This window comes from Nisaea nitritireducens, from assembly GCF_014904795.1.
In the GTDB taxonomy this organism is placed as follows: Bacteria; Pseudomonadota; Alphaproteobacteria; order Thalassobaculales; family Thalassobaculaceae; genus Nisaea; species Nisaea nitritireducens.
Genome location: NZ_JACZFS010000016.1, coordinates 73201 through 91076, shown reverse-complemented (window position 1 = coordinate 91076; position 17876 = coordinate 73201). Strand labels below are relative to the sequence as shown.

Here is a 17876-nt window from a genome sequence, read left to right as displayed (position 1 = left end):
GGCGAGCGGGTTCGTTAGCCATCCAGACCGGACAGAAGGACCTTCAGGTCATTTGCGGCGCCGGTCACTTTGGGGATGGTCTTTTGGACCTTTGAGAGCAGGTGTGAGACGGAGGGCTGCTCAAGCACGCTGCTGACGATTTTCTGGCCTGCTTTTTCCGACTCGATATAAGCATCCAGGGCGATCTGCACGTCCTTCATCGTCGCGATGTACTGTCCGAGCTCCTCCGATTTCGCCTTTATGGCGTCGAGATCCTGCTGCAGCTTGGCACGGGCCGCCGCTGCGGATTTCGCGGATGACTCGGACGCTTTCAGGACTTTTTCCGCCAGTGTCTTGCGATCGGCCGCGCTGTCGCCCTTATTGCTATCGGACAGGAGCGTAACCAGTTGCGCTTTGCTGTCTGCTTCCCGGGCGGCAATCCGCTCCTCCGCCTGTTTCTGAATTTTAGTGGAAGCAAGGACAAGGGCCTCGGACTGGGTGGCGACGGCTGTGATTGCCGTTTCGAAATACTGGATTTGCGCCGTTGAAAGTTGTTTGACCTCGGGCGGTGTCGCGCAGGCGGAAAGTGCAATCAGCATCGCGCCGGCCATGATGTTTCGCAGAGTGCGCATACAACCTCCATGGAGCGCTGTTGCGCTCAACTGTTATAAATATTCTCCTAAAAAGTGTATTTTGTGTTGCGACTAATGGCAATCGAAAAAAATACTTATTTACTCAAAATGAAGGTGTGGCTCGTACTTGCAGACGCGTTTTATCAATCGTAGCTGCGCGCGTCCTCGATCACCTTGCCGTCATTTGCAAGGCTGCCTTCGGCGACGAATGAGACCGAACCACGAAGTTTCGTGACGGATTGCAGGCTGGACGCAACAGCGTCGGAAAGAGATTCTCCGGATGCTGCAGTCTCGCAATGCAGTGTCATCACATCCTCGCCGGTTCGTCCGGTGACGATAAGGCGTGCTTTCGAGATTTCCGGATGGCGTTTCACCACCTCGGCAACCTGTCCCGGGTGAACGAACATGCCTTTGATCTTGGTGGTCTGGTCGGCACGGCCCATCCAGCCCTTGATGCGCTGGTTGGAGCGCCCGCACGGGCTGGCGCCGGCCAGGACCGCAGACATGTCTCCGGTGCCGAAGCGGATGAGCGGATAGCTCTGATTGAGGCTGGTGACGACAATCTCTCCAACCTCGCCTTCGGCAACCGGATCGCCGGTTCCCGGGCGGACGATTTCCACGATCACGCCTTCGTCCAGGATCATGCCCTCCAGAGCCGGGCTCTCATAGGCGACCAGCCCGAGATCTGCAGTGCCATAGCATTGCAGTACATCGCAGCCGAGATCGGAGAGTTCCTTGCGCAGGCTCGGGGGCAGGGCTTCGCCGCCGACGAGGCCCTTCTTCATGCTGGAAATATCGACACCGAGTTCCCGTGCCTTTTCTAGGATGATTTTCAGGAAGCTTGGCGTCCCGCCATAGCCAGCAGGCTTGAGGTCGGAAGCTGCCTGGACCTGCATTTCGGTATTTCCGACGCCGCCTGGAAAGACGGCGCAACCGATGGCGCGGGCCGCGCTGTCGACCATCATGCCGGCAGGGGTCAGGTGATAGGAGAAGCAGTTGTGCAGGATCTCGCCCTTACGGAACCCAGCGGCGTAAAGCGTGCGTGCAAACCGCCAGGGATCGGGCTCGGGGCCTTCCGCATCGTAAATCGGGCCGGGCGACACATAGAGTCTGGCAAGGCCGTTCGGAGCGACAGTTGTCATGCCGCCAAAGGGAGGCGTGCTCTTCTGCAGGTCGAGCAGGTCGCCCTTGCGAGTGACGGGCAGCCCGGAGAGGGCCTTACGGCTGGTAATCGCACTTGGATCGACATCGGCCAGCAGCTTACCAAAATAGGCAGTCTTGCCTTTGGCCAGGGCAATCTGCGCAGACAAGGCCGCCATTTGGGCGGCCTCGCGTTCGTCGGTACTGCGGGTTTCAAGCGTGTCGTAAAAATCGCCGCTCATGTCGGTATGGTTCCCAATTCTTGAATGCGTGGCGATGGATCAGCCGAGCCAACGCTTGCGACGACGATAATGCTTCACGTCACGGAAGCTCTTCCGGCCGCCGGTGCTGATACCGAGATAGAATTCCTTCACATCCTCGTTCGAGCGCAGGCTTTCCGCATCGCCTTCCATGACGACCCGGCCGCTTTCCAGGATGTAGCCGTACTTTGCGTAGCGCAGCGCGACGTTGGTATTCTGCTCGGCCAGCAGAATGGAGACGCCTTCCTGCTCGTTGATCTTCTTCACAATCTCGAAGATTTGCTCGACCAGCTGCGGGGCGAGGCCCATGGACGGCTCATCCAGCAGGATGGTTTTCGGCCGGCTCATCAGTGCCCGGCCGATGGCGACCATCTGCTGCTCGCCGCCGGACGTGTAGCCTGCCAGACTACTGCGCCGCTCACGCAGGCGCGGGAAATAATTGTAGACCATCTCCAGATCCCGGGCGATGCCGGCCCTGTCCCCGCCGCGCGTGAAGGCGCCGGTCAACAGGTTTTCCTCGACGGTCAGGTGCTCGAAGCAGTGGCGACCTTCCATGACCTGGATGACGCCCCGCTCGACAAGCTGGTGCGGATTCATCGACTGGATCGGCTGGCCTTCGAAATCGATGGTGCCTTTGGTCACCTCGCCGCGCTCTGATTTGAGCAGGTTCGAGATGGCTTTCAGTGTGGTGGTCTTGCCGGCACCGTTACCGCCGAGCAAGGCGACAATGCCGCCGCGCGGCACTTCGAGCGATACGCCCTTCAAGACCAGAATGACGTGGTCGTAAATGACCTCAATATTATTGACGCGCAGTATCGGCTGCTCCGCCCCGGTGTCCTGTTCGACCGCTGTCACTTTTTGTCCCTCCGCATGGCTGGATGCGGCGCCGGTGTCCGGCGCCGCATCCGTGTCATGTCATCAGCTGCACTTGCGCGGCGTGATGTTGTTTTCCTTGGCATAAGCCGCGGCATCTTCTTTCACGAGGGCGCGAACGACATCGTGCATCGGCTCGATCCACTCGGAGACGATGTTCCATTTGCCGGCCGCCGCATCCCATTGCTGGATTGCGATCGGGCCATCACCTTCGTGGTTTTCGCAGGTGATCTTGATCGGCTTCATGAAGTTCTTCAGGCCGAGGCGCTCAAAGTCGGCTTCCTTGAGGTCGATTGCCTCGAAACCGTCGCGCATCTGTTCGCCGCGGATGTCCTTCGTGCCGTGGATCTTGACGGCATTCCGGATTGCTTCTGCGGTGAACATGGCTTCCAGCAGGCCACGGTTATAAAGGACTTCACCAACGCGGCTTTCTTCACCTGCGCCGTTGCCCTTCGCGTAGACGTGCTTCTTGATGCTTGCGAGGGCTTCGAAGTCGGAGCCCGGAGCATGCATGGTGCCTGCGAGATAGCCGTTCGCAGCCGGACCGGCCGGTGCGACGTCATTCTCGGAACCGGACCACCAGACGCCGATGAACTTTTCCATCGGGAAGCGGATAGCGGCGGCTTCCTTGATGGCAACCTGATTCATCACGCCCCAGCCCCACATGAAGATCCAGTCGGGCTTGCCGCGACGGACCTGCAGCCATGTGGCCTTCTGTTCCTGACCCGGGTGGTCGACCGGCAGCAGCATCAGCTCGAAGCCGAATTTCGCACCAAGGGTTTCGAGCGTCTTGATCGGCTCTTTACCGTAAGCGGAATTGTGGAAGACGAGGGCGATCTTCTTGCCCTTGAGCTTGTCCATCCCGCCTTCTTTTTCGCCGATGTATTTGACGAAAGCGCTGGCCTGCGACCAGTAGGTGGCCGGGAAGTTGAAGATGTAGGGGAAGACCGTGCCGTCAGCAGCGGAGGTCCGGCCGTATCCCATGGAGAGGATCGGAATTTTGTCCTCGCTCGCCTTCGGGATCAGCGCGTAGGTCACACCGGTGGAGTGCGGGTTGAAGACGAGAGCGCCTGACTGGCCTTCATTCTTCAGGTTCTCGTAGCACTCGACGGAGACCTTGGTGTTGTAGCCGGTTTCGCACTCGACGACGTCGACCTTGATACCTTCGACGCCGCCATCACGCTCATTGAGCATGTTGAAGTAGTCGATGAAGCCGTTCGCCAGCGGAATGCCGTTCGGGGCATAGGCGCCCGTCCGGTAGACCAGGTTCGGAACGGTATAAGAGTCATAGTCCGCCCGGGCCGTCTCCGCCCAGGCCGCGCCGGCGATAACGCCCGCCGCCGCGATGGCAATGCTTGCCTTCGATAGTCTCATTAGTTGCCTCCCTTAAAGTGGCCGCATATTTCGCGGTCCGTTCGGGTTAGTGCGTGAAGTGCCACGCGGAGCCTTTTCCGCCTGCCAGACAAGGCTGGTCAGTAGGGGAAAGGCCAAAGTCGGAGCTTCTCCTTTGTGATCTGCCACATACGCGCCAGACCGTGCGGCTCCTTGATGAGGAAGAAGATGATCAGCGAGCCGACGAGCATGAACTCGATATGTTTCGCCGTCACCGGAACCATCCCGATCCAGTCGACCAGGACAACCTTCAGCCCGACCGGCATCAGCGCCATGAAGGCGGCACCGAGGAACGATCCGAGCACGCTGCCGAGACCGCCGATGATGATGGCGAACAGCACGAAGAAGGATTGCAGGATGTCAAAGGCTTCCGTGGCTTCGACTGTGCCGAGCCAGATATGGAAGATGATCGCGCCGCCCATGCCGATGTAGAAAGACGAGACGGCAAAAGCGAGCAGCTTGGTCTGCAGCGGGCGGATGCCCAGAAGTTCGGCCGCGATATCCATGTCCCGGATCGACATCCAGCTGCGCCCGATGCGGCCGCGAACCAGATTCAGGGCTACCCATGTAAAGACGATGATGAAACCGAGCACGAAGAGGTACTGCGCGGCAGGTTCGGCCTGCGGTCCGGACACGAGGAACCCGAACACCTCACGAGGAGGCGCGGTGATCTGGCTCATTTCGTAATTGTAGAACCACGGAACCTTGTTGAACATCCAGATCAGGAAGAACTGGGCCGCCAGCGTTGCGACGGCGAGATAGAACCCCTTGATCCGCAGGCTCGGCAGGCCAAACAGCACGCCGACCGCCGCTGTACAGCCGCCGGAGAAAAGGATCACGAAGATCAGGTTCAATTCCGGAAAGGCCGTGCAGAGCTTGTAAGAGCTGTAGGCGCCGACAGCCATGAAGCCGCCGGTACCGAGGGAGATCTGGCCGCAATAGCCGACGAGGATATTCAGGCCGAGCGCGACCAGCGCATAGACCATGAACGGCAGCAGGATTGCCTTGGACCAATAGTCGTTGATGGCGAAGGGAATGATGGCAAGTGCCACCACCAGTATGGCGGCCAGCAGAATCTTGTCCTGAAAGATCGGAAAGAGCTGCTGATCGGCGGCATAGTTCCGTTTGAACTGGCCTGTTTCACGGTACAGCATGGACTTAAACCCTTTCGATGATCTTGTCGCCGAACAGTCCTTGCGGTCTGAACATCAGGAAGGCGAGTGCCAGCATGAAGGCGAACCAGTTTTCCACGGCACCGCCATGGACGCTGTACCAGAAGACTTCGACGACCTTTTCCCCAAGCCCGATGATCAGACCGCCGATAATGGCGCCGGGGATGGAGGTGAAACCGCCGAGGATGAGGACGGGCAGGGCCTTCAATGCGATCAGCGACAGGCTGAACTGCACCCCGGATTTGCTGCCCCACATGATGCCGGCCACGAGCGCGACGATGCCGGCGACGGACCAGACGATGACCCAGATTTGCTGCAGCGAGATACCGACGGAGAGGGCCGCCTGGTGATCGTCGGCCACGGCACGCAAGGCGCGGCCGATCCGGGTCTTGGTGAAGAATATCGCGAGCACGGCGACGAGTGAGCCGGCGGCGATGGCCGCGGTCACATCGAGTTGCTCGACATAAACCCCGCCGATATCCCAGATGTCGGTCGGCAGACCGATATCCAGAACCTTCACGTCACTGCCCCACATCAGGTCGCCGGCGCCTTCCAGCACATAGGAGAGGCCCAGCGTGGCCATAAAGAGGATGATCAGCTCCTGGTTTACCAACGGTCTGAGCACGACTCTTTCGATGATCACGGCAAGAAGGATCATGATCACAACCGTGATGCCCAATGCGGCAATGACGGTAAGCCATTTGGGCAGGCCGTCGGGCATGTATTCCATGATGCCTGTCAGGGTCAGCGCGGCAAACAACGCCATCACGCCCTGGGCGAAATTGAAAACGCCGGATGCCTTGAAGATCAGCACAAAACCGAGGGCGACGAGGGAGTAGAGCACTCCGGCCATCAGGCCCTTGATAACGGTTTCGATAAAGATGAGCGGGTCGAGGTACATGTCCACGAAGGGCTGCACCAGCAATGCATAGATAAATTCCACGTTCGGACTCCCTTGGCGCGCCGTGTCAGTCGTGGCTCACGCCCAGATAGGCGTCGATGACATTTTGATTGGCGCGCACCTCATCGGGCGTGCCGTCTGCGATCTTGCTGCCGTAATCCAGCACAACGACACGGTCGGACAGGTCCATGACCACGCCCATATCGTGTTCGATCAGGATCACGGTTGTGCCGAATTCCTCGTTCACGTCCATGATGAACCGGGACATGTCCTCCTTTTCCTCGACATTCATGCCGGCCATCGGCTCGTCGAGCAGGAGAATGTCCGGATCCATTGCCAGCGCGCGGCCAAGCTCGACACGCTTCTGCAACCCGTAGGGCAGGCGGCCGACAGGCGTACGCCGGATAGGCTGGATTTCGAGGAAATCGATCACCCTTTCCACATGCGCCCGGTTTTCGAGCTCTTCCTTCTGGGCCGGGCCGAAATAGAGGCATTGCCAGAAGAAATTGCTCTTCATCTTCAGCAACCGGCCGGTCATCAGGTTGTCCAGCGTGCTCATGCCGCGGAACAGGGCAATGTTCTGGAAGGTTCGGGCGATCCCGTTCGAGGCCGCGTAATACGGGTCCATCGACGGGAAGGTCTTACCGGCGAATTTGATCTGGCCCGAGCGCGGCTTGTAGAAACCGTTCAGGACGTTCAGCATCGAGGATTTTCCGGCCCCGTTCGGGCCGATGATGGCCCGGATCTCGCCCTTGCGGACATCAAAGCTGACATCGTTGATGGCGGTCACGCCGCCGAATTTGACGACGATATTCTCGACCGCCAGAACCGGGGCACCGATGGTGCGTGTATCGACGGCCCCGGAGGTCCCGCTGGTCCCGCCGGACTCTACTACCTGTGCTTCTGCCACCGCTCAGCCCGCCTTTTTCAGTGCCGGCGCGCTTGCGCCGTCGACTTGCATGATCTTCATGGACGCCTGGATGTTGCCCTTGCGGCCATCCTCGAACGTCACCTCGGAATTCATTTCCGCCCGCTCGCCGTCACCGTAGAGCGACTCGATGATCGGCCCGTAGCGCTCGGAGACGACGCTGCGGCGGACCTTGCGGGTCCGCGTCAGCTCGCCATCATCAGCGTCCAGCTCCTTGTAGAGGAGCAGGAACTTCCGGATTTTCTGGGTATCCGGCAGGCTCTCGTTCACATGCGCGATCTCGCCGCGGATCAGCTCGTAGATTTCCGGGCGGTCGGAGAGATTGGTGTAGGAGGTGAAGGGGATGCGGGCTTTCTCTGCCCATTTCGAGACGATCGAGAAACGGACGCAGATGATTGCCGTCAGATAATCCCGATCAGCCCCGAGGATCACGGCCTCGCCGATATAGGGCGAGAACTTCAGCTTGTTCTCGATGTATTGCGGAGAGAACTTCGTGCCGGTCCGGGTCTGGGCAATATCCTTCACCCGGTCGATCACCGTCAGACGGCCCTTGGTGTCGAAGAAGCCGGCATCGCCGGTATGCATCCAGCCGTCCTTCATGTCTTCCTTGGTCGCTTCCTCGTTCTTGTGGAAGCCGCGGAACATGTTCGGGTGCCTGGTGATGATCTCGCCGACCCCGTCCGTGTCGGCATCGATGATCTTAACCTCGCAACCCTCGAACGGCACGCCGACCGTGTCGACATCGATTTCCTTGCCATCCTGCAGGGTGTAGGCACCAAGCAGCTCGGTCTGACCGTAAAGCTGCTTCAGCGGCACGCCCATGGCGAGGAACAGCTTGAATGTGTCGGGGCCCATGGCGGCGCCACCGGTGGCGGCAGAGCGTACATTGGCAAAACCGAGCCGGTCGCGCAGGGCGCTGAACAAGGCGACATCGGCCAGCCAGGACTTGCCTCCCTTGTCGAGTGCGTTGCGTCCCAGCTCGACACCCTTGTCGAATATCCACTGGGTCAGGGGGCCCGCATCCATCACCCGGGCACGCATGTCGGCCGCAATCTGCTCCAGCACCCGGGGGGCGAGCAGCAGGAAGGTCGGGCCGATCTCGCGCATGTCGTTCATCGCGGTTTCCTCGTTCTCGGGGAAACTCACCTTCATGCGGGAATTCAGGCCGAAGCCGATCGTGTAGACCTGCTCCATGATCCAGGGCATCGGCAGCACGGAGACATATTCGTCCGTCGAGTCCTTCGGGTCGTGCTTCAGATAGAGCTGGGTGTGGCGGACGAAGTTGCCATGCGGCAGTTCCGCCAGCTTCGGGTTCGATGTTGTGCCCGAGGTGGTGCAGAGAATAGCGATATCGTCACCCGTCACGGCATCGACCATCTGGTCGAACAGTTCCGGTTTCGCGGCATGGATCTCGGCGCCGCGGGCGACCAGATCGTCAAAGCTGAGGATGCGCGGATCGTCGAACTTCCGCATGCCACGGGTGTTGGAATAGATGATCTTTTCGATCGTCCCGGCGCGGTCGCCGAGATTGAGGAACTTGTCGACCTGCTCCTGATCCTCGGCATAGGCCATCCGGGCCGCGCTGTAGCCGGTGAGATAAGCGATCTCGTCTTCCAGCACGTCGCGGTAAAAGCCGATGGTCATCGCGCCGACGGACTGGGCCGCAAGTTCAGCGCAGATCCAGTCGACATTGTTGTCGCCGATGATCGAGAAGACGTCGCCTTTGACCAGCCCGGCTTCGTTCAGGGCCAGCGCAAGATTTCGGACCCGTTCCAGATAGTCGGCCCAGGTGAATTCGGTCCAGACACCGAAATCCTTCTCGCGCAGCGCTACATCATTGGGAAACCGTTCCGCGTTATAGCGGAGGAGCTTCGGCAACGTGTCGTAAACCGAAGCGTCCGGGTATTCGTACGCCATGTTCCGTCCCTATTACTCGGACCGAAACCGGGCAGGTGCAGACGGAATTCAGCTATGGAAGATAGCCGTGGATGGACCCGTGGCGTGATGCCGCGAGCCGTTCCTCCCTGTCTGTCCTGGCCCTTGACCTCCGCGTTTGCCGCGGATGATCAGCTTCGGACCTTTTGTTATTTCCGGGTCCAGCGACATTGCGCCGGGCCTCGTTATCGGTGCCGATTTTTGGATGCACTCGTGCCTAGGTCAACAAGATAATTTCGATACGGGCATTTTGCGGAACTGAATTTCGCAATTTCACCGGGCCAGCGCATGCACTGGGTACTGGCACTCGTCGGTGGAATTTCCTATATAAAAGATGCGCGGTCAGGGGCGCTCCCCTCCCACGCCACAAAGACTTATGGAAAAGACCGGGCCGAGGCGCTCCTCGGGCGGCCACCATCACAAATCATAGGAGATGATAGTGACTGCTGGCCAAGACAGCCTGAAAACCCGACGTACGCTCAAGGCGTCCGGGAAAAGCTATGATTATTACAGCCTCGAAGCCATGGCGGATGCCGGTTTTCCGGAGATTCGCAAGCTTCCGCATTCGCTGAAAGTGCTGCTGGAAAATCTGTTGCGCTATGAAGACGGGCGCACGGTGACCCTGGATGATGTCAAGGCGCTGTCCGAATGGGTGAAAAACAAGAAGTCTTCCCGCGAAATCGCCTATCGTCCGGCACGGGTCCTGATGCAGGACTTCACCGGCGTTCCGGCCGTGGTCGATCTCGCCGCCATGCGCGATGCGATGACCGAGCTCGGCGGCGATCCGGAAAAGATCAATCCGCTGTCGCCTGTCGACCTGGTGATCGATCATTCGGTCATGGTGGACGCATTCGGCGGTCCCGACTCGTTCAAGAAGAACGTCGAGCTCGAGTTTGAGCGGAACGGTGAGCGCTATGAGTTCCTGCGCTGGGGCTCCAAGGCCTTCCGCAACTTCCGCGTTGTCCCGCCGGGAACCGGCATTTGCCACCAGGTCAACCTGGAGCATCTGGCCCAGACCGTCTGGACCAAGGACGAGGACGGCAAGACGATTGCCTATCCGGACACGCTTGTCGGCACCGACAGCCACACCACCATGGTGAACGGTATGGCTGTGCTCGGCTGGGGCGTCGGCGGTATCGAGGCGGAAGCGGCCATGCTCGGCCAGCCGGTCTCCATGCTGATCCCGGAAGTGGTCGGCTTTGAGCTGACCGGCAAGTTGCCGGAAGGCGCGACGGCAACCGATCTGGTGCTGATCGTGGTGCAGATGCTCCGCAAGAAGGGCGTGGTCGGCAAGTTCGTCGAGTTTCACGGCTCCGGCCTCGGCCATCTCAGCCTCGCGGACAGGGCGACCATCGCCAACATGGCTCCGGAATACGGTGCCACCTGCGGCTATTTCCCGATCGACGAAGAGACCCTCAGCTACCTCAGGCTGACCGGCCGCGAAGACGACCGGATTGCGCTGGTGGAAGAGTACGCCAAGGCCCAGGGCATGTGGCGTGACGACAGTCAGGAGATGGTTTTCACGGACACCCTGTCGCTCGATCTCGGTACCGTGGTGCCGTCGATTGCCGGCCCGAAACGTCCGCAGGACCGCGTGCTGCTGACCGAAGCCGCTCCGGAATTCGCCAAGGCCTTCAAGGATCTCGCCGGCGGTGTCGCGCCGCGGACGATGGACGTCGAAGGCGAGGACTACACGCTGAGCGACGGTGACGTGGTGATTGCCGCCATCACCTCCTGCACCAACACCTCCAACCCGTCAGTGATGATTGCGGCCGGCCTCGTCGCCCGCAACGCGGCGGCTAAAGGTCTGATGAGCAAGCCATGGGTGAAGACCTCGCTCGCACCGGGCTCCCAGGTTGTCACCGACTATCTGGAAAAGGCCAACCTGCAGGTCGAGCTGGACAAGCTCGGCTTCAACTTGGTTGGCTACGGCTGCACCACCTGCATCGGCAATTCCGGCCCGCTCGACCCGCATATCGCGGAAGCGGTGGAGAAGGGCGATCTGGTCGTCACCTCTGTGCTGTCCGGCAACCGGAACTTCGAAGGCCGCGTCAATCCGCACGTCAAGGCGAACTATCTCGCCTCGCCGCCGCTGGTCGTTGCCTATGCCATCGCCGGTAACCTGAACGTGGACCTGTACAAGGACGCGCTCGGCGAGGATCCGGACGGCAACCCGGTCTACCTGAAGGATATCTGGCCGACCAATAAGGAGATCAGTGAACTCCTGGAGGCCGATCTCAGCCGGGAGATGTTCCAGAACCGCTATGCCAACGTGTTTGAGGGCTCGGCGGAATGGCAGGCGGTGCAGACCACCGGCAGCCTGACCTACAACTGGAACGACGGTTCGACCTACGTCCAGAACCCGCCTTACTTCAAGGGCATGGACAAGGAGCCGGGCGCGTTGGCGGACATCACAGGTGCCCGCGAGCTGGCCATCCTCGGCGACTCGATCACCACCGACCACATCTCACCGGCCGGCTCCATCAAGTCGGACGGCCCGGCGGGCGACTATCTGCGCGAACGTCAGGTCCGCCCGGTGGACTTCAACGCCTACGGCGCACGGCGCGGCAATCATGAAATCATGATGCGCGGCACCTTCGCCAATATCCGTCTGAAGAACGAGATGGTCGAGGGCGTGACCGGCGGTTACACCAAGCACCAGCCTTCCGGCGAGCAGATGGCGATCTATGACGCCGCCATGCGCTACGAGAAGGAAGGAGTCTCTCTGGTCATCGTCGGCGGCAAGGAATACGGCACCGGCTCCTCCCGCGACTGGGCGGCCAAGGGCACCCGTCTGCTGGGCGTCAAGGCCGTGATCGTCGAGAGCTTCGAGCGTATTCACCGCTCCAACCTCGTCGGCATGGGCGTGCTTCCGCTGCAGTTCAAGGACGGCATGAACCGCGAGACCCTTGGCCTTAAAGGCACGGAACAGTTCGACATCACGGGGATTGCCGACGGCATTACCCCGCGCATGGACGTTCCGTGCAAGATCACCTACGCGGACGGCTCCACCAAGGACGTGATGCTGCTCTGCCGCATCGATACCGCGGACGAGGTTGAATATTACCGTCACGGCGGCATCCTGCAGTATGTGCTGCGGAACATCGCCAAGGCGGCGTAACGCCCACACGTACAGCGCCGAAAATCTGAATGGAAAACGCCCGGCTTCGGCCGGGCGTTTTTGTTGCTTGACGGCCAGTTTAAAGTGACTACATGAACGCGTCATGGGCGCGGACAATCAAACGTTTTACATCCAGGGCGAGCTTATCGAGACCGGTTCGACGCCTGGTTTCGAGTTTGCGTCGTACCGCCATGGCCCACACGTCCTGCACCGGATCAAGGTCGTCGGCCCGATTGGTCTGAAAGAACGTATCCCGCTCTATCACAAGACCCTCGCGCTGACCCCGGACGATACCTACTTCTGCATCCTCGATAACAGCGAACGCCATAACAACAGCTTCAGTTTCGAGGATATCCGCTTCCTCGACCAGATGTTGCTGGACGCGGGCATCGCCACTTTCTACGGAGCGACGATCACGCTCGACGCCGGCTACCGGGATATCGTCGAACTTGCGAACGCGAACGTCGAGAATGTCGGCTTGAACGGAAAGCTGATGACGACGCATAGCCCGGAAGAGGCTGAAACCTTCATCATGGAAATGCTGGCAAGCACTGACGGCGGGAAGTAGAAACCGGCGCGTTCCAGCTCCCCATCATCGTCATCCCCATGACAATGGGAACCCAGGGAAGACGGGCGGACTCTACGATCGCTGAGTTCCCGCGCACGCGGGAATGATGGAGGTGGGCGAGGGGAGGCGTTTGCCCCTAACTCTCAATCAGCTCCGTCAGCTCGAACTTCGTCACATCCACCAGCCCGAGATCGCTGATCCTGAGCTCCGGGATCACCGGGAGCGCGAGCAGGGAGTGCTGCATGTAGGCGTTGTTCAGTGTGCAGCCGCATGCCTCCATGGCGGCGACCATGCGGTCCGCCTTGGCGGCGACCTCGATTGCCGGGTGGTCTGACATCAGCCCGGCGATGGGCAGCTCGACCAGCGCCAGCTCTTCGCCGTCCTTCCAGACCGTGACACCGCCGCCGACCTCGCCCAGCCGGTTCGCGGCCAGCGCCATCATTTCCCGGTCGGTGCCGACGACGATCATGTGGTGGCTGTCATGGGCGACGGTGGAGGCCATGGCCATCCGGCCCTTGTAGCCGAAGCCGGAGACAAACCCGTTCACCACGCCGCCGGTGGCCCGGTGCCGCTCGACCAGCGCGATCTGGCAAACCCCATCTTTCCCTTCGACCACACTGTCCGCGACCGGCAGCTCGGCTGTCAGCGCCTTGGTCGGCGCCTGGTTCTCGACCACGCCGATCACCTTGGCGGTGACCGCGTTCGCGCCCTCCGGCGCCGGGACCGCGAAATCCGCCGCCGCCAGGGACTTGCCCAGATGCACCGTATGCCGGGCAGAGTCCGGCCAATCGTAATGCGGGCAGTCGACGGTGATCTTGCCGTCCATGGCCACGGTTTCCCCGCGCGCGATGACATGCTCGATCGGCAGGCTCACGAGGTCCGAGGTCAGGATCATGTCGGCCCGGCGGCCGGGCGTGATCGAGCCCAGCTCCCGTTCCAGCCCGAAATGGGTCGCGGTGTTGATCGTCGCCATCTGCAGCGCCACCAGCGGATCGCAGCCGCAATCGATGGCATGGCGGACGACGCGGTTCATGTGGCCGTCATTCACCAGCGTACCGGAATGGCAATCGTCGGTGCAGAGGATGAAGTTCCGTGGGTCCAGACCCTTCTCCGTCACCGCCGTGATCTGGCTTTCGACATCGTACCAGGCCGAGCCCAGCCGCATCATCGAGCGCATGCCGTTGCGCACCCGGGCAATCGCGTCGGCTTCTTCGGTGCCCTCGTGATCGTCCGCCGGCCCGCCCGCCACATAGGCGCTGAAGGCGATACCTTTGTCGGGAGAAGCGTAATGCCCGCCGACGGTCTTGCCCGCCCGCATGGCTGCCGCGATTTCCGCCAGCATCTGCGGATCGCCATTGATCACGCCCGGAAAGTTCATCATCTCGCCCAGCCCGATAATCCCGGGCCAGCTCATCGCCTCCGCCACGTCCTCGGCGCTGATCTGGAAGCCGGTGGTCTCCAGCCCCGGCGCGGAGGGCGCGCAGGAGGACATCTCGGTGAAGATGTTGACCGGCTGCAGCAGCGCCTCGTCATGCATCATCCGGACGCCGGCGAGCCCGAGCACGTTGGCGATCTCGTGCGGGTCGGTGAACATGGTCGTGGTGCCGTGCGGGATCACGGCGGCGGCGAACTCGGCCGGCGTCAGCATGCCGGACTCGATATGCATATGCGCGTCGCACAGCCCCGGGATCAGATACCGCCCGCCGCCCTCGATCACCCGCGTATTCTCGCCGATGCAGTGGGAGGCGTCCGGCCCGGTATAGGCAACCCGCCCCTCGGCCACGGCGACCTGCCAGTCCAGCACCTCGCGGCTGTGCACATTGACGAGGCGCACGTCGCGGATGACGAGAGCGGCCGCCTCCCGCCCGGCGGCGACGGCAACCAGACGCGGCGCGGCCTCGGGCCAGCTCTTCAGCGCGGGCCGGCTCTGGAGCGAAGAATCGGACATGGGCGTGCCTCCGGAACAGGGAATGGCTCGGTGGAGCCTTGTTCTTATGTATGGCCGGGCCGCCGGTGATGCAAATGGTGCCGGTGGCAAATGGTGAAAGAGGGGCCGGTACCCCTGCTTGGATATGGAATTAAGGCTTTTGGATCGCTGCCCGGGGATGCTTTGATGACATCGAATGATGTGAGCTGACCGAAGACCGCCTTATGTTGACCGAAAACCACACTATTGCGGGCGAGCTGATCGAAACCGGGACGATGAGCTGTTTCGAGTACGCTTCCTATCGGGTCGGAGGGGAAGTCTTGCACCGGATCAAGGCAGTCGGCCCGATCGGCATCAAGGAGCGCCTGCCGCTCTATCATGTGATCGCCAGGCAGAGCCCGTCGGGCGCCTTGTTCGCGATCCTAGACAACCACCAGCGGCACGAGAACAGTCTCTCGATCGAGGACATGGACGCGATTGTCGCGGTGCTGAAGGCGGGCGGCGTCAACGCTTTCTACGGCGCCACCGTCACCCGCGATCCCGACTACGACAAGATCGGCAAGCTCGCCAACGCGCATATCGTGCTCTCCGGCCTCGTGGGCCGGGTGATTGTGACCGGGGACCCGGAAGAGGCCGAAATCTTCATGCAGGAGATGCTCTTGGCCCGCGCCGCCGCCCGGGGCGAGCAGGCGTAGTCGGACGGGGGAGCGTAAGGCGCGCGGCAATGCAAAGACGCTATCGGATCTGCTGCCTGACCAAGAACAGAACCAATCCGGCCTATGTCGGCGCGCAGATCGCCGCGGCACGGCTGGCGGAGACCCTCGGCTGCGATCTGACCGGGGCCGCGCCGGAGACCCCGGACGATATCGACGAGCAATGGGCATTGCTCACCCGCGCCATCGACAGCCGCCCCGACGCCATCCTGATCGCCCCCGTCCACCCCTCGGCCCTCGACGAGAGCTTGCAGCGGGCGAAGGATGCCGGGATTCCGCTGGTCTATTTCGTCGCCCATTCGGACCGGGTGACGCCCGCGAGCTTCGTCACGTCGGACAATTACGCCCTGGCGCTGGCGGCGGCGGAGACCCTCATCCGGGAGCTGGGCGGGCGCGGCCGGATCGGCATCATCGAGGGCGCACCGAACTCCCCGACCACGGCGCCGCGCACCAGGGGCTTTCTCGACGCCGCGGCAAAGCACCCGGAGATTTCCGTCGCGGCCCGCGAGACCGGCCAGTACCAGCGCCCCGGCGGCCGGGAGGCGATGGCACGGATACTGGCGGAGCACCGACAGCTCGACGGCCTGCTCGCCGCCAACGACGCGATGGCCCTCGGCGCGCTGGAAGCCCTCGACGCCGCTGGCCTCGCCATCCCCGTGGTCGGCATGAACGCCATGCCGGAAGCGATCACGGCGATCCGCGCGGGCCGGATGCTCGCCACGGTCAGCTTCGACGCCCCGGCACTGGTCTGCACCGCACTGATGGCGGCGCTGCGGATACTGGAAGGGGAGGCGGTGCCGGAGGTGCTCGAACTTCCGGCGGAGGTCATCGGGCGGGAAAATTGCGCGGCCTGGGATTGCCCGTATGAGGAGCGGCCGTTGCCGGAGTGGGGCGGAGATACCGGTGGGGTGGCAATGCGAACTAAATAAAATTTCTCTTTAATTTGGACGGCGGTTTTCTTGACGTATTGTTTGTTTTAATTTGAAGTTTTTCAAAATAACTGCGTTCGTAAAATATAAAATGAGGATGGGCTTCTAATGGATGGTCGGCCTTTAGAAATTAAAGATGGTGATTGGGTTTTTTGTGAGCAGGTTGGGGCGGTATATGGTCGTACTTTCTATCCGTCATTTATTGATTTGGCGCCGAATTCTGCATATATGACGGTTGTTGATTCTGTTCCTGTATTCATAAATATTGTAAGGCATGTGAGAGCCCTAGAGATAATAGATTACAATAATGAACTTTTTTTGCAAGAAAAAGGTAATGGGAAGGTGTCGAGGATTAAGTATCCCATTCATGGTGTCGATTCTGATAATTCAAGTGCAGTAATTTCGGATAAGTATGGATCGTCAGGTGTGGCTATTGCAGTTGAAAATAAAAATAATGGGAAAATTTTTGGAAACTCGTCATTTACAGAGGTAATTATTGGCAGGGAGGTGAAAAATGAAAAAGAATACGACGATCTTAGGTTCTTTAGCGTGGCTCTTCGAAAGTTATTATATACATACCGGTATTTAACGCCTGATTTGCGATCTAGGATTGATCCATCTAATGGGTGTGGGGGTAAATTTTTAATGACGGCGCGGACTCTTTATAGCGGAACAATGGCTCCAACTGCTTTAGAGAGGTTGTCTGATTCGATACCTGAGGAATGGAGTGTAACAATTGTAAAGGTTGATGATTATGTCTCTGGCGTTGCTGGACACTCCAATAAATTTGGAGATATTTCAGATAGATCAGAGAATGTTGGATCTTTTTTGATGTCAGGTTTTATACTTCCTAAGTCATTGTTTGATTTGGAAATTGTTATGGAGAATGCATTTCACCAAAAAAATATGAGAATGGGGGTTTTTGAGGCAATGTGTCTGGCTGAATTATCATTACTTGATAGTTGGAAGCATTTTCGAAAATTTATTGCATTAAAAAAATATTCAGATGATGAGCGTTACGGGTGGAAGTTTCTGTCACAGAAACTTCTTCCTAGAATATTGTCTTTATACGATGGAGACAAAGCAGAGGTTCTGCGTAGGATTGCAAAATCTGTGACGTTTAGGCACGACGTCGTGCATAAAGGATATATGCCAACAGGTAACGATCTCGACGAGGTTGTTTCTTCAATAAAAATGTTGCTCACAATAACTGAAATTCCAAATCGCTATAAAGCTCACTGGCACTTAAAGCCTGAGTATCCGGAAAGGAAACTTCCAGAAATCTATCGCCATAATAAATAAGAACAGCTTGCTGATATGTTGCGCAACTCGTGTCGCATATTTGGTTGATGACTACATCTCGTCACCCCCCTTTCCCTCGCGCCCCCGCATGTCCTAATATCCGC

At 59.7% G+C, this 17876-nt stretch carries 15 protein-coding genes; 5 read left to right on the top strand and 10 right to left on the bottom strand.

Annotated elements, in window-relative coordinates:
* Positions 1 to 14: 14 nt before the first annotated feature.
* The 9 genes from IG629_RS06095 to IG629_RS06060 all read right to left on the bottom strand — a co-directional run bounded on the left by IG629_RS06095 (position 15) and on the right by IG629_RS06060 (position 9194).
* The gene (locus tag IG629_RS06095) at positions 15 to 611 is read right to left on the bottom strand and encodes a hypothetical protein (protein ID WP_193171081.1); all 597 of its coding nucleotides are present in this window, start codon (positions 609 to 611) and stop codon (positions 15 to 17) included.
* Between the two features lie 143 nt (positions 612 to 754).
* Positions 755 to 1993: a phenylacetate--CoA ligase family protein gene (locus IG629_RS06090; protein ID WP_193171080.1), complete on the bottom strand. Its 1239-nt coding sequence runs from the start codon at positions 1991 to 1993 to the stop codon at positions 755 to 757.
* Between the two features lie 39 nt (positions 1994 to 2032).
* Positions 2033 to 2866 (bottom strand): ABC transporter ATP-binding protein, encoded by an 834-nt coding sequence (locus IG629_RS06085; RefSeq protein WP_193171079.1) that lies wholly within the window; start codon positions 2864 to 2866, stop codon positions 2033 to 2035.
* A gap of 63 nt (positions 2867 to 2929) precedes the next feature.
* On the bottom strand, positions 2930 to 4258 hold the full coding sequence (locus IG629_RS06080) for an ABC transporter substrate-binding protein (protein ID WP_193171078.1): 1329 nt from the start codon (positions 4256 to 4258) through the stop codon (positions 2930 to 2932).
* A 98-nt stretch (positions 4259 to 4356) separates the two neighbouring features.
* The gene (locus IG629_RS06075; protein WP_193171077.1) at positions 4357 to 5430 is read right to left on the bottom strand and encodes a branched-chain amino acid ABC transporter permease; all 1074 of its coding nucleotides are present in this window, start codon (positions 5428 to 5430) and stop codon (positions 4357 to 4359) included.
* A 4-nt stretch (positions 5431 to 5434) separates the two neighbouring features.
* Positions 5435 to 6301: a branched-chain amino acid ABC transporter permease gene (locus tag IG629_RS06070; protein WP_449867044.1), complete on the bottom strand. Its 867-nt coding sequence runs from the start codon at positions 6299 to 6301 to the stop codon at positions 5435 to 5437.
* On the bottom strand, positions 6301 to 6378 hold the full coding sequence (locus IG629_RS23040) for a hypothetical protein (protein WP_449867043.1): 78 nt from the start codon (positions 6376 to 6378) through the stop codon (positions 6301 to 6303). Before IG629_RS23040 ends, IG629_RS06070 begins: the two co-directional genes overlap by 1 nt.
* Before the next feature lie 38 nt (positions 6379 to 6416).
* Complete coding sequence (locus IG629_RS06065) at positions 6417 to 7259, bottom strand: ABC transporter ATP-binding protein (protein ID WP_193171076.1); 843 nt, start codon at positions 7257 to 7259, stop codon at positions 6417 to 6419.
* Between the two features lie 3 nt (positions 7260 to 7262).
* Positions 7263 to 9194: an AMP-binding protein gene (locus tag IG629_RS06060; protein ID WP_193171075.1), complete on the bottom strand. Its 1932-nt coding sequence runs from the start codon at positions 9192 to 9194 to the stop codon at positions 7263 to 7265.
* 451 nt (positions 9195 to 9645) lie between these two features.
* Between IG629_RS06060 and acnA the strand changes: the two genes are divergently transcribed.
* Together acnA and IG629_RS06050 are read left to right on the top strand one after the other, a co-directional pair.
* Entirely contained in the window at positions 9646 to 12333 is a 2688-nt protein-coding gene (gene acnA / locus IG629_RS06055; protein ID WP_193171074.1) for an aconitate hydratase AcnA, read from the top strand.
* Between the two features lie 103 nt (positions 12334 to 12436).
* Entirely contained in the window at positions 12437 to 12901 is a 465-nt protein-coding gene (locus tag IG629_RS06050; RefSeq protein ID WP_193171073.1) for a hypothetical protein, read from the top strand.
* Positions 12902 to 13037: 136 nt separating this feature from the next.
* On the opposite strand, the gene ade is transcribed toward IG629_RS06050, so the two are convergent.
* Positions 13038 to 14849 carry an adenine deaminase gene (gene ade / locus IG629_RS06045; RefSeq protein ID WP_193171072.1) on the bottom strand — a complete coding sequence of 604 codons (1812 nt, stop codon included), beginning with the start codon at positions 14847 to 14849 and terminating at the stop codon, positions 13038 to 13040.
* A 203-nt stretch (positions 14850 to 15052) separates the two neighbouring features.
* Between ade and IG629_RS06040 the strand changes: the two genes are divergently transcribed.
* The 3 genes from IG629_RS06040 to IG629_RS06030 all read left to right on the top strand — a co-directional run bounded on the left by IG629_RS06040 (position 15053) and on the right by IG629_RS06030 (position 17772).
* Positions 15053 to 15523 (top strand): hypothetical protein, encoded by a 471-nt coding sequence (locus IG629_RS06040; RefSeq protein WP_193171071.1) that lies wholly within the window; start codon positions 15053 to 15055, stop codon positions 15521 to 15523.
* A 29-nt stretch (positions 15524 to 15552) separates the two neighbouring features.
* Positions 15553 to 16470, top strand: a complete 918-nt coding sequence (locus IG629_RS06035; RefSeq protein ID WP_193171070.1) for a sugar ABC transporter substrate-binding protein — start codon at positions 15553 to 15555, stop codon at positions 16468 to 16470.
* A 108-nt stretch (positions 16471 to 16578) separates the two neighbouring features.
* Positions 16579 to 17772 carry a hypothetical protein gene (locus tag IG629_RS06030; RefSeq protein WP_193171069.1) on the top strand — a complete coding sequence of 398 codons (1194 nt, stop codon included), beginning with the start codon at positions 16579 to 16581 and terminating at the stop codon, positions 17770 to 17772.
* The last annotated feature ends 104 nt before the right edge of the window (positions 17773 to 17876 follow it).

Bases quoted from the DNA above. Each gene is read 5' to 3' on its own strand.
- IG629_RS06095 (WP_193171081.1), bottom strand. From the start codon at position 611: ATGCGCACTCTGCGAAACATCATGGCCGGCGCGATGCTGATTGCACTT.
- IG629_RS06090 (WP_193171080.1), bottom strand. From the start codon at position 1,993: ATGAGCGGCGATTTTTACGACACGCTTGAAACCCGCAGTACCGACGAA.
- IG629_RS06080 (WP_193171078.1), bottom strand. From the start codon at position 4,258: ATGAGACTATCGAAGGCAAGCATTGCCATCGCGGCGGCGGGCGTTATC.
- IG629_RS06075 (WP_193171077.1), bottom strand. From the start codon at position 5,430: ATGCTGTACCGTGAAACAGGCCAGTTCAAACGGAACTATGCCGCCGAT.
- IG629_RS06070 (WP_449867044.1), bottom strand. From the start codon at position 6,301: ATGGCCGGAGTGCTCTACTCCCTCGTCGCCCTCGGTTTTGTGCTGATC.
- IG629_RS23040 (WP_449867043.1), bottom strand. From the start codon at position 6,378: ATGCATTGCTGGTGCAGCCCTTCGTGGACATGTACCTCGACCCGCTCA.
- IG629_RS06060 (WP_193171075.1), bottom strand. From the start codon at position 9,194: ATGGCGTACGAATACCCGGACGCTTCGGTTTACGACACGTTGCCGAAG.
- acnA (WP_193171074.1), top strand. From the start codon at position 9,646: ATGATAGTGACTGCTGGCCAAGACAGCCTGAAAACCCGACGTACGCTC.
- IG629_RS06050 (WP_193171073.1), top strand. From the start codon at position 12,437: ATGGGCGCGGACAATCAAACGTTTTACATCCAGGGCGAGCTTATCGAG.
- ade (WP_193171072.1), bottom strand. From the start codon at position 14,849: ATGTCCGATTCTTCGCTCCAGAGCCGGCCCGCGCTGAAGAGCTGGCCC.
- IG629_RS06040 (WP_193171071.1), top strand. From the start codon at position 15,053: ATGTTGACCGAAAACCACACTATTGCGGGCGAGCTGATCGAAACCGGG.
- IG629_RS06035 (WP_193171070.1), top strand. From the start codon at position 15,553: ATGCAAAGACGCTATCGGATCTGCTGCCTGACCAAGAACAGAACCAAT.
- IG629_RS06030 (WP_193171069.1), top strand. From the start codon at position 16,579: ATGGATGGTCGGCCTTTAGAAATTAAAGATGGTGATTGGGTTTTTTGT.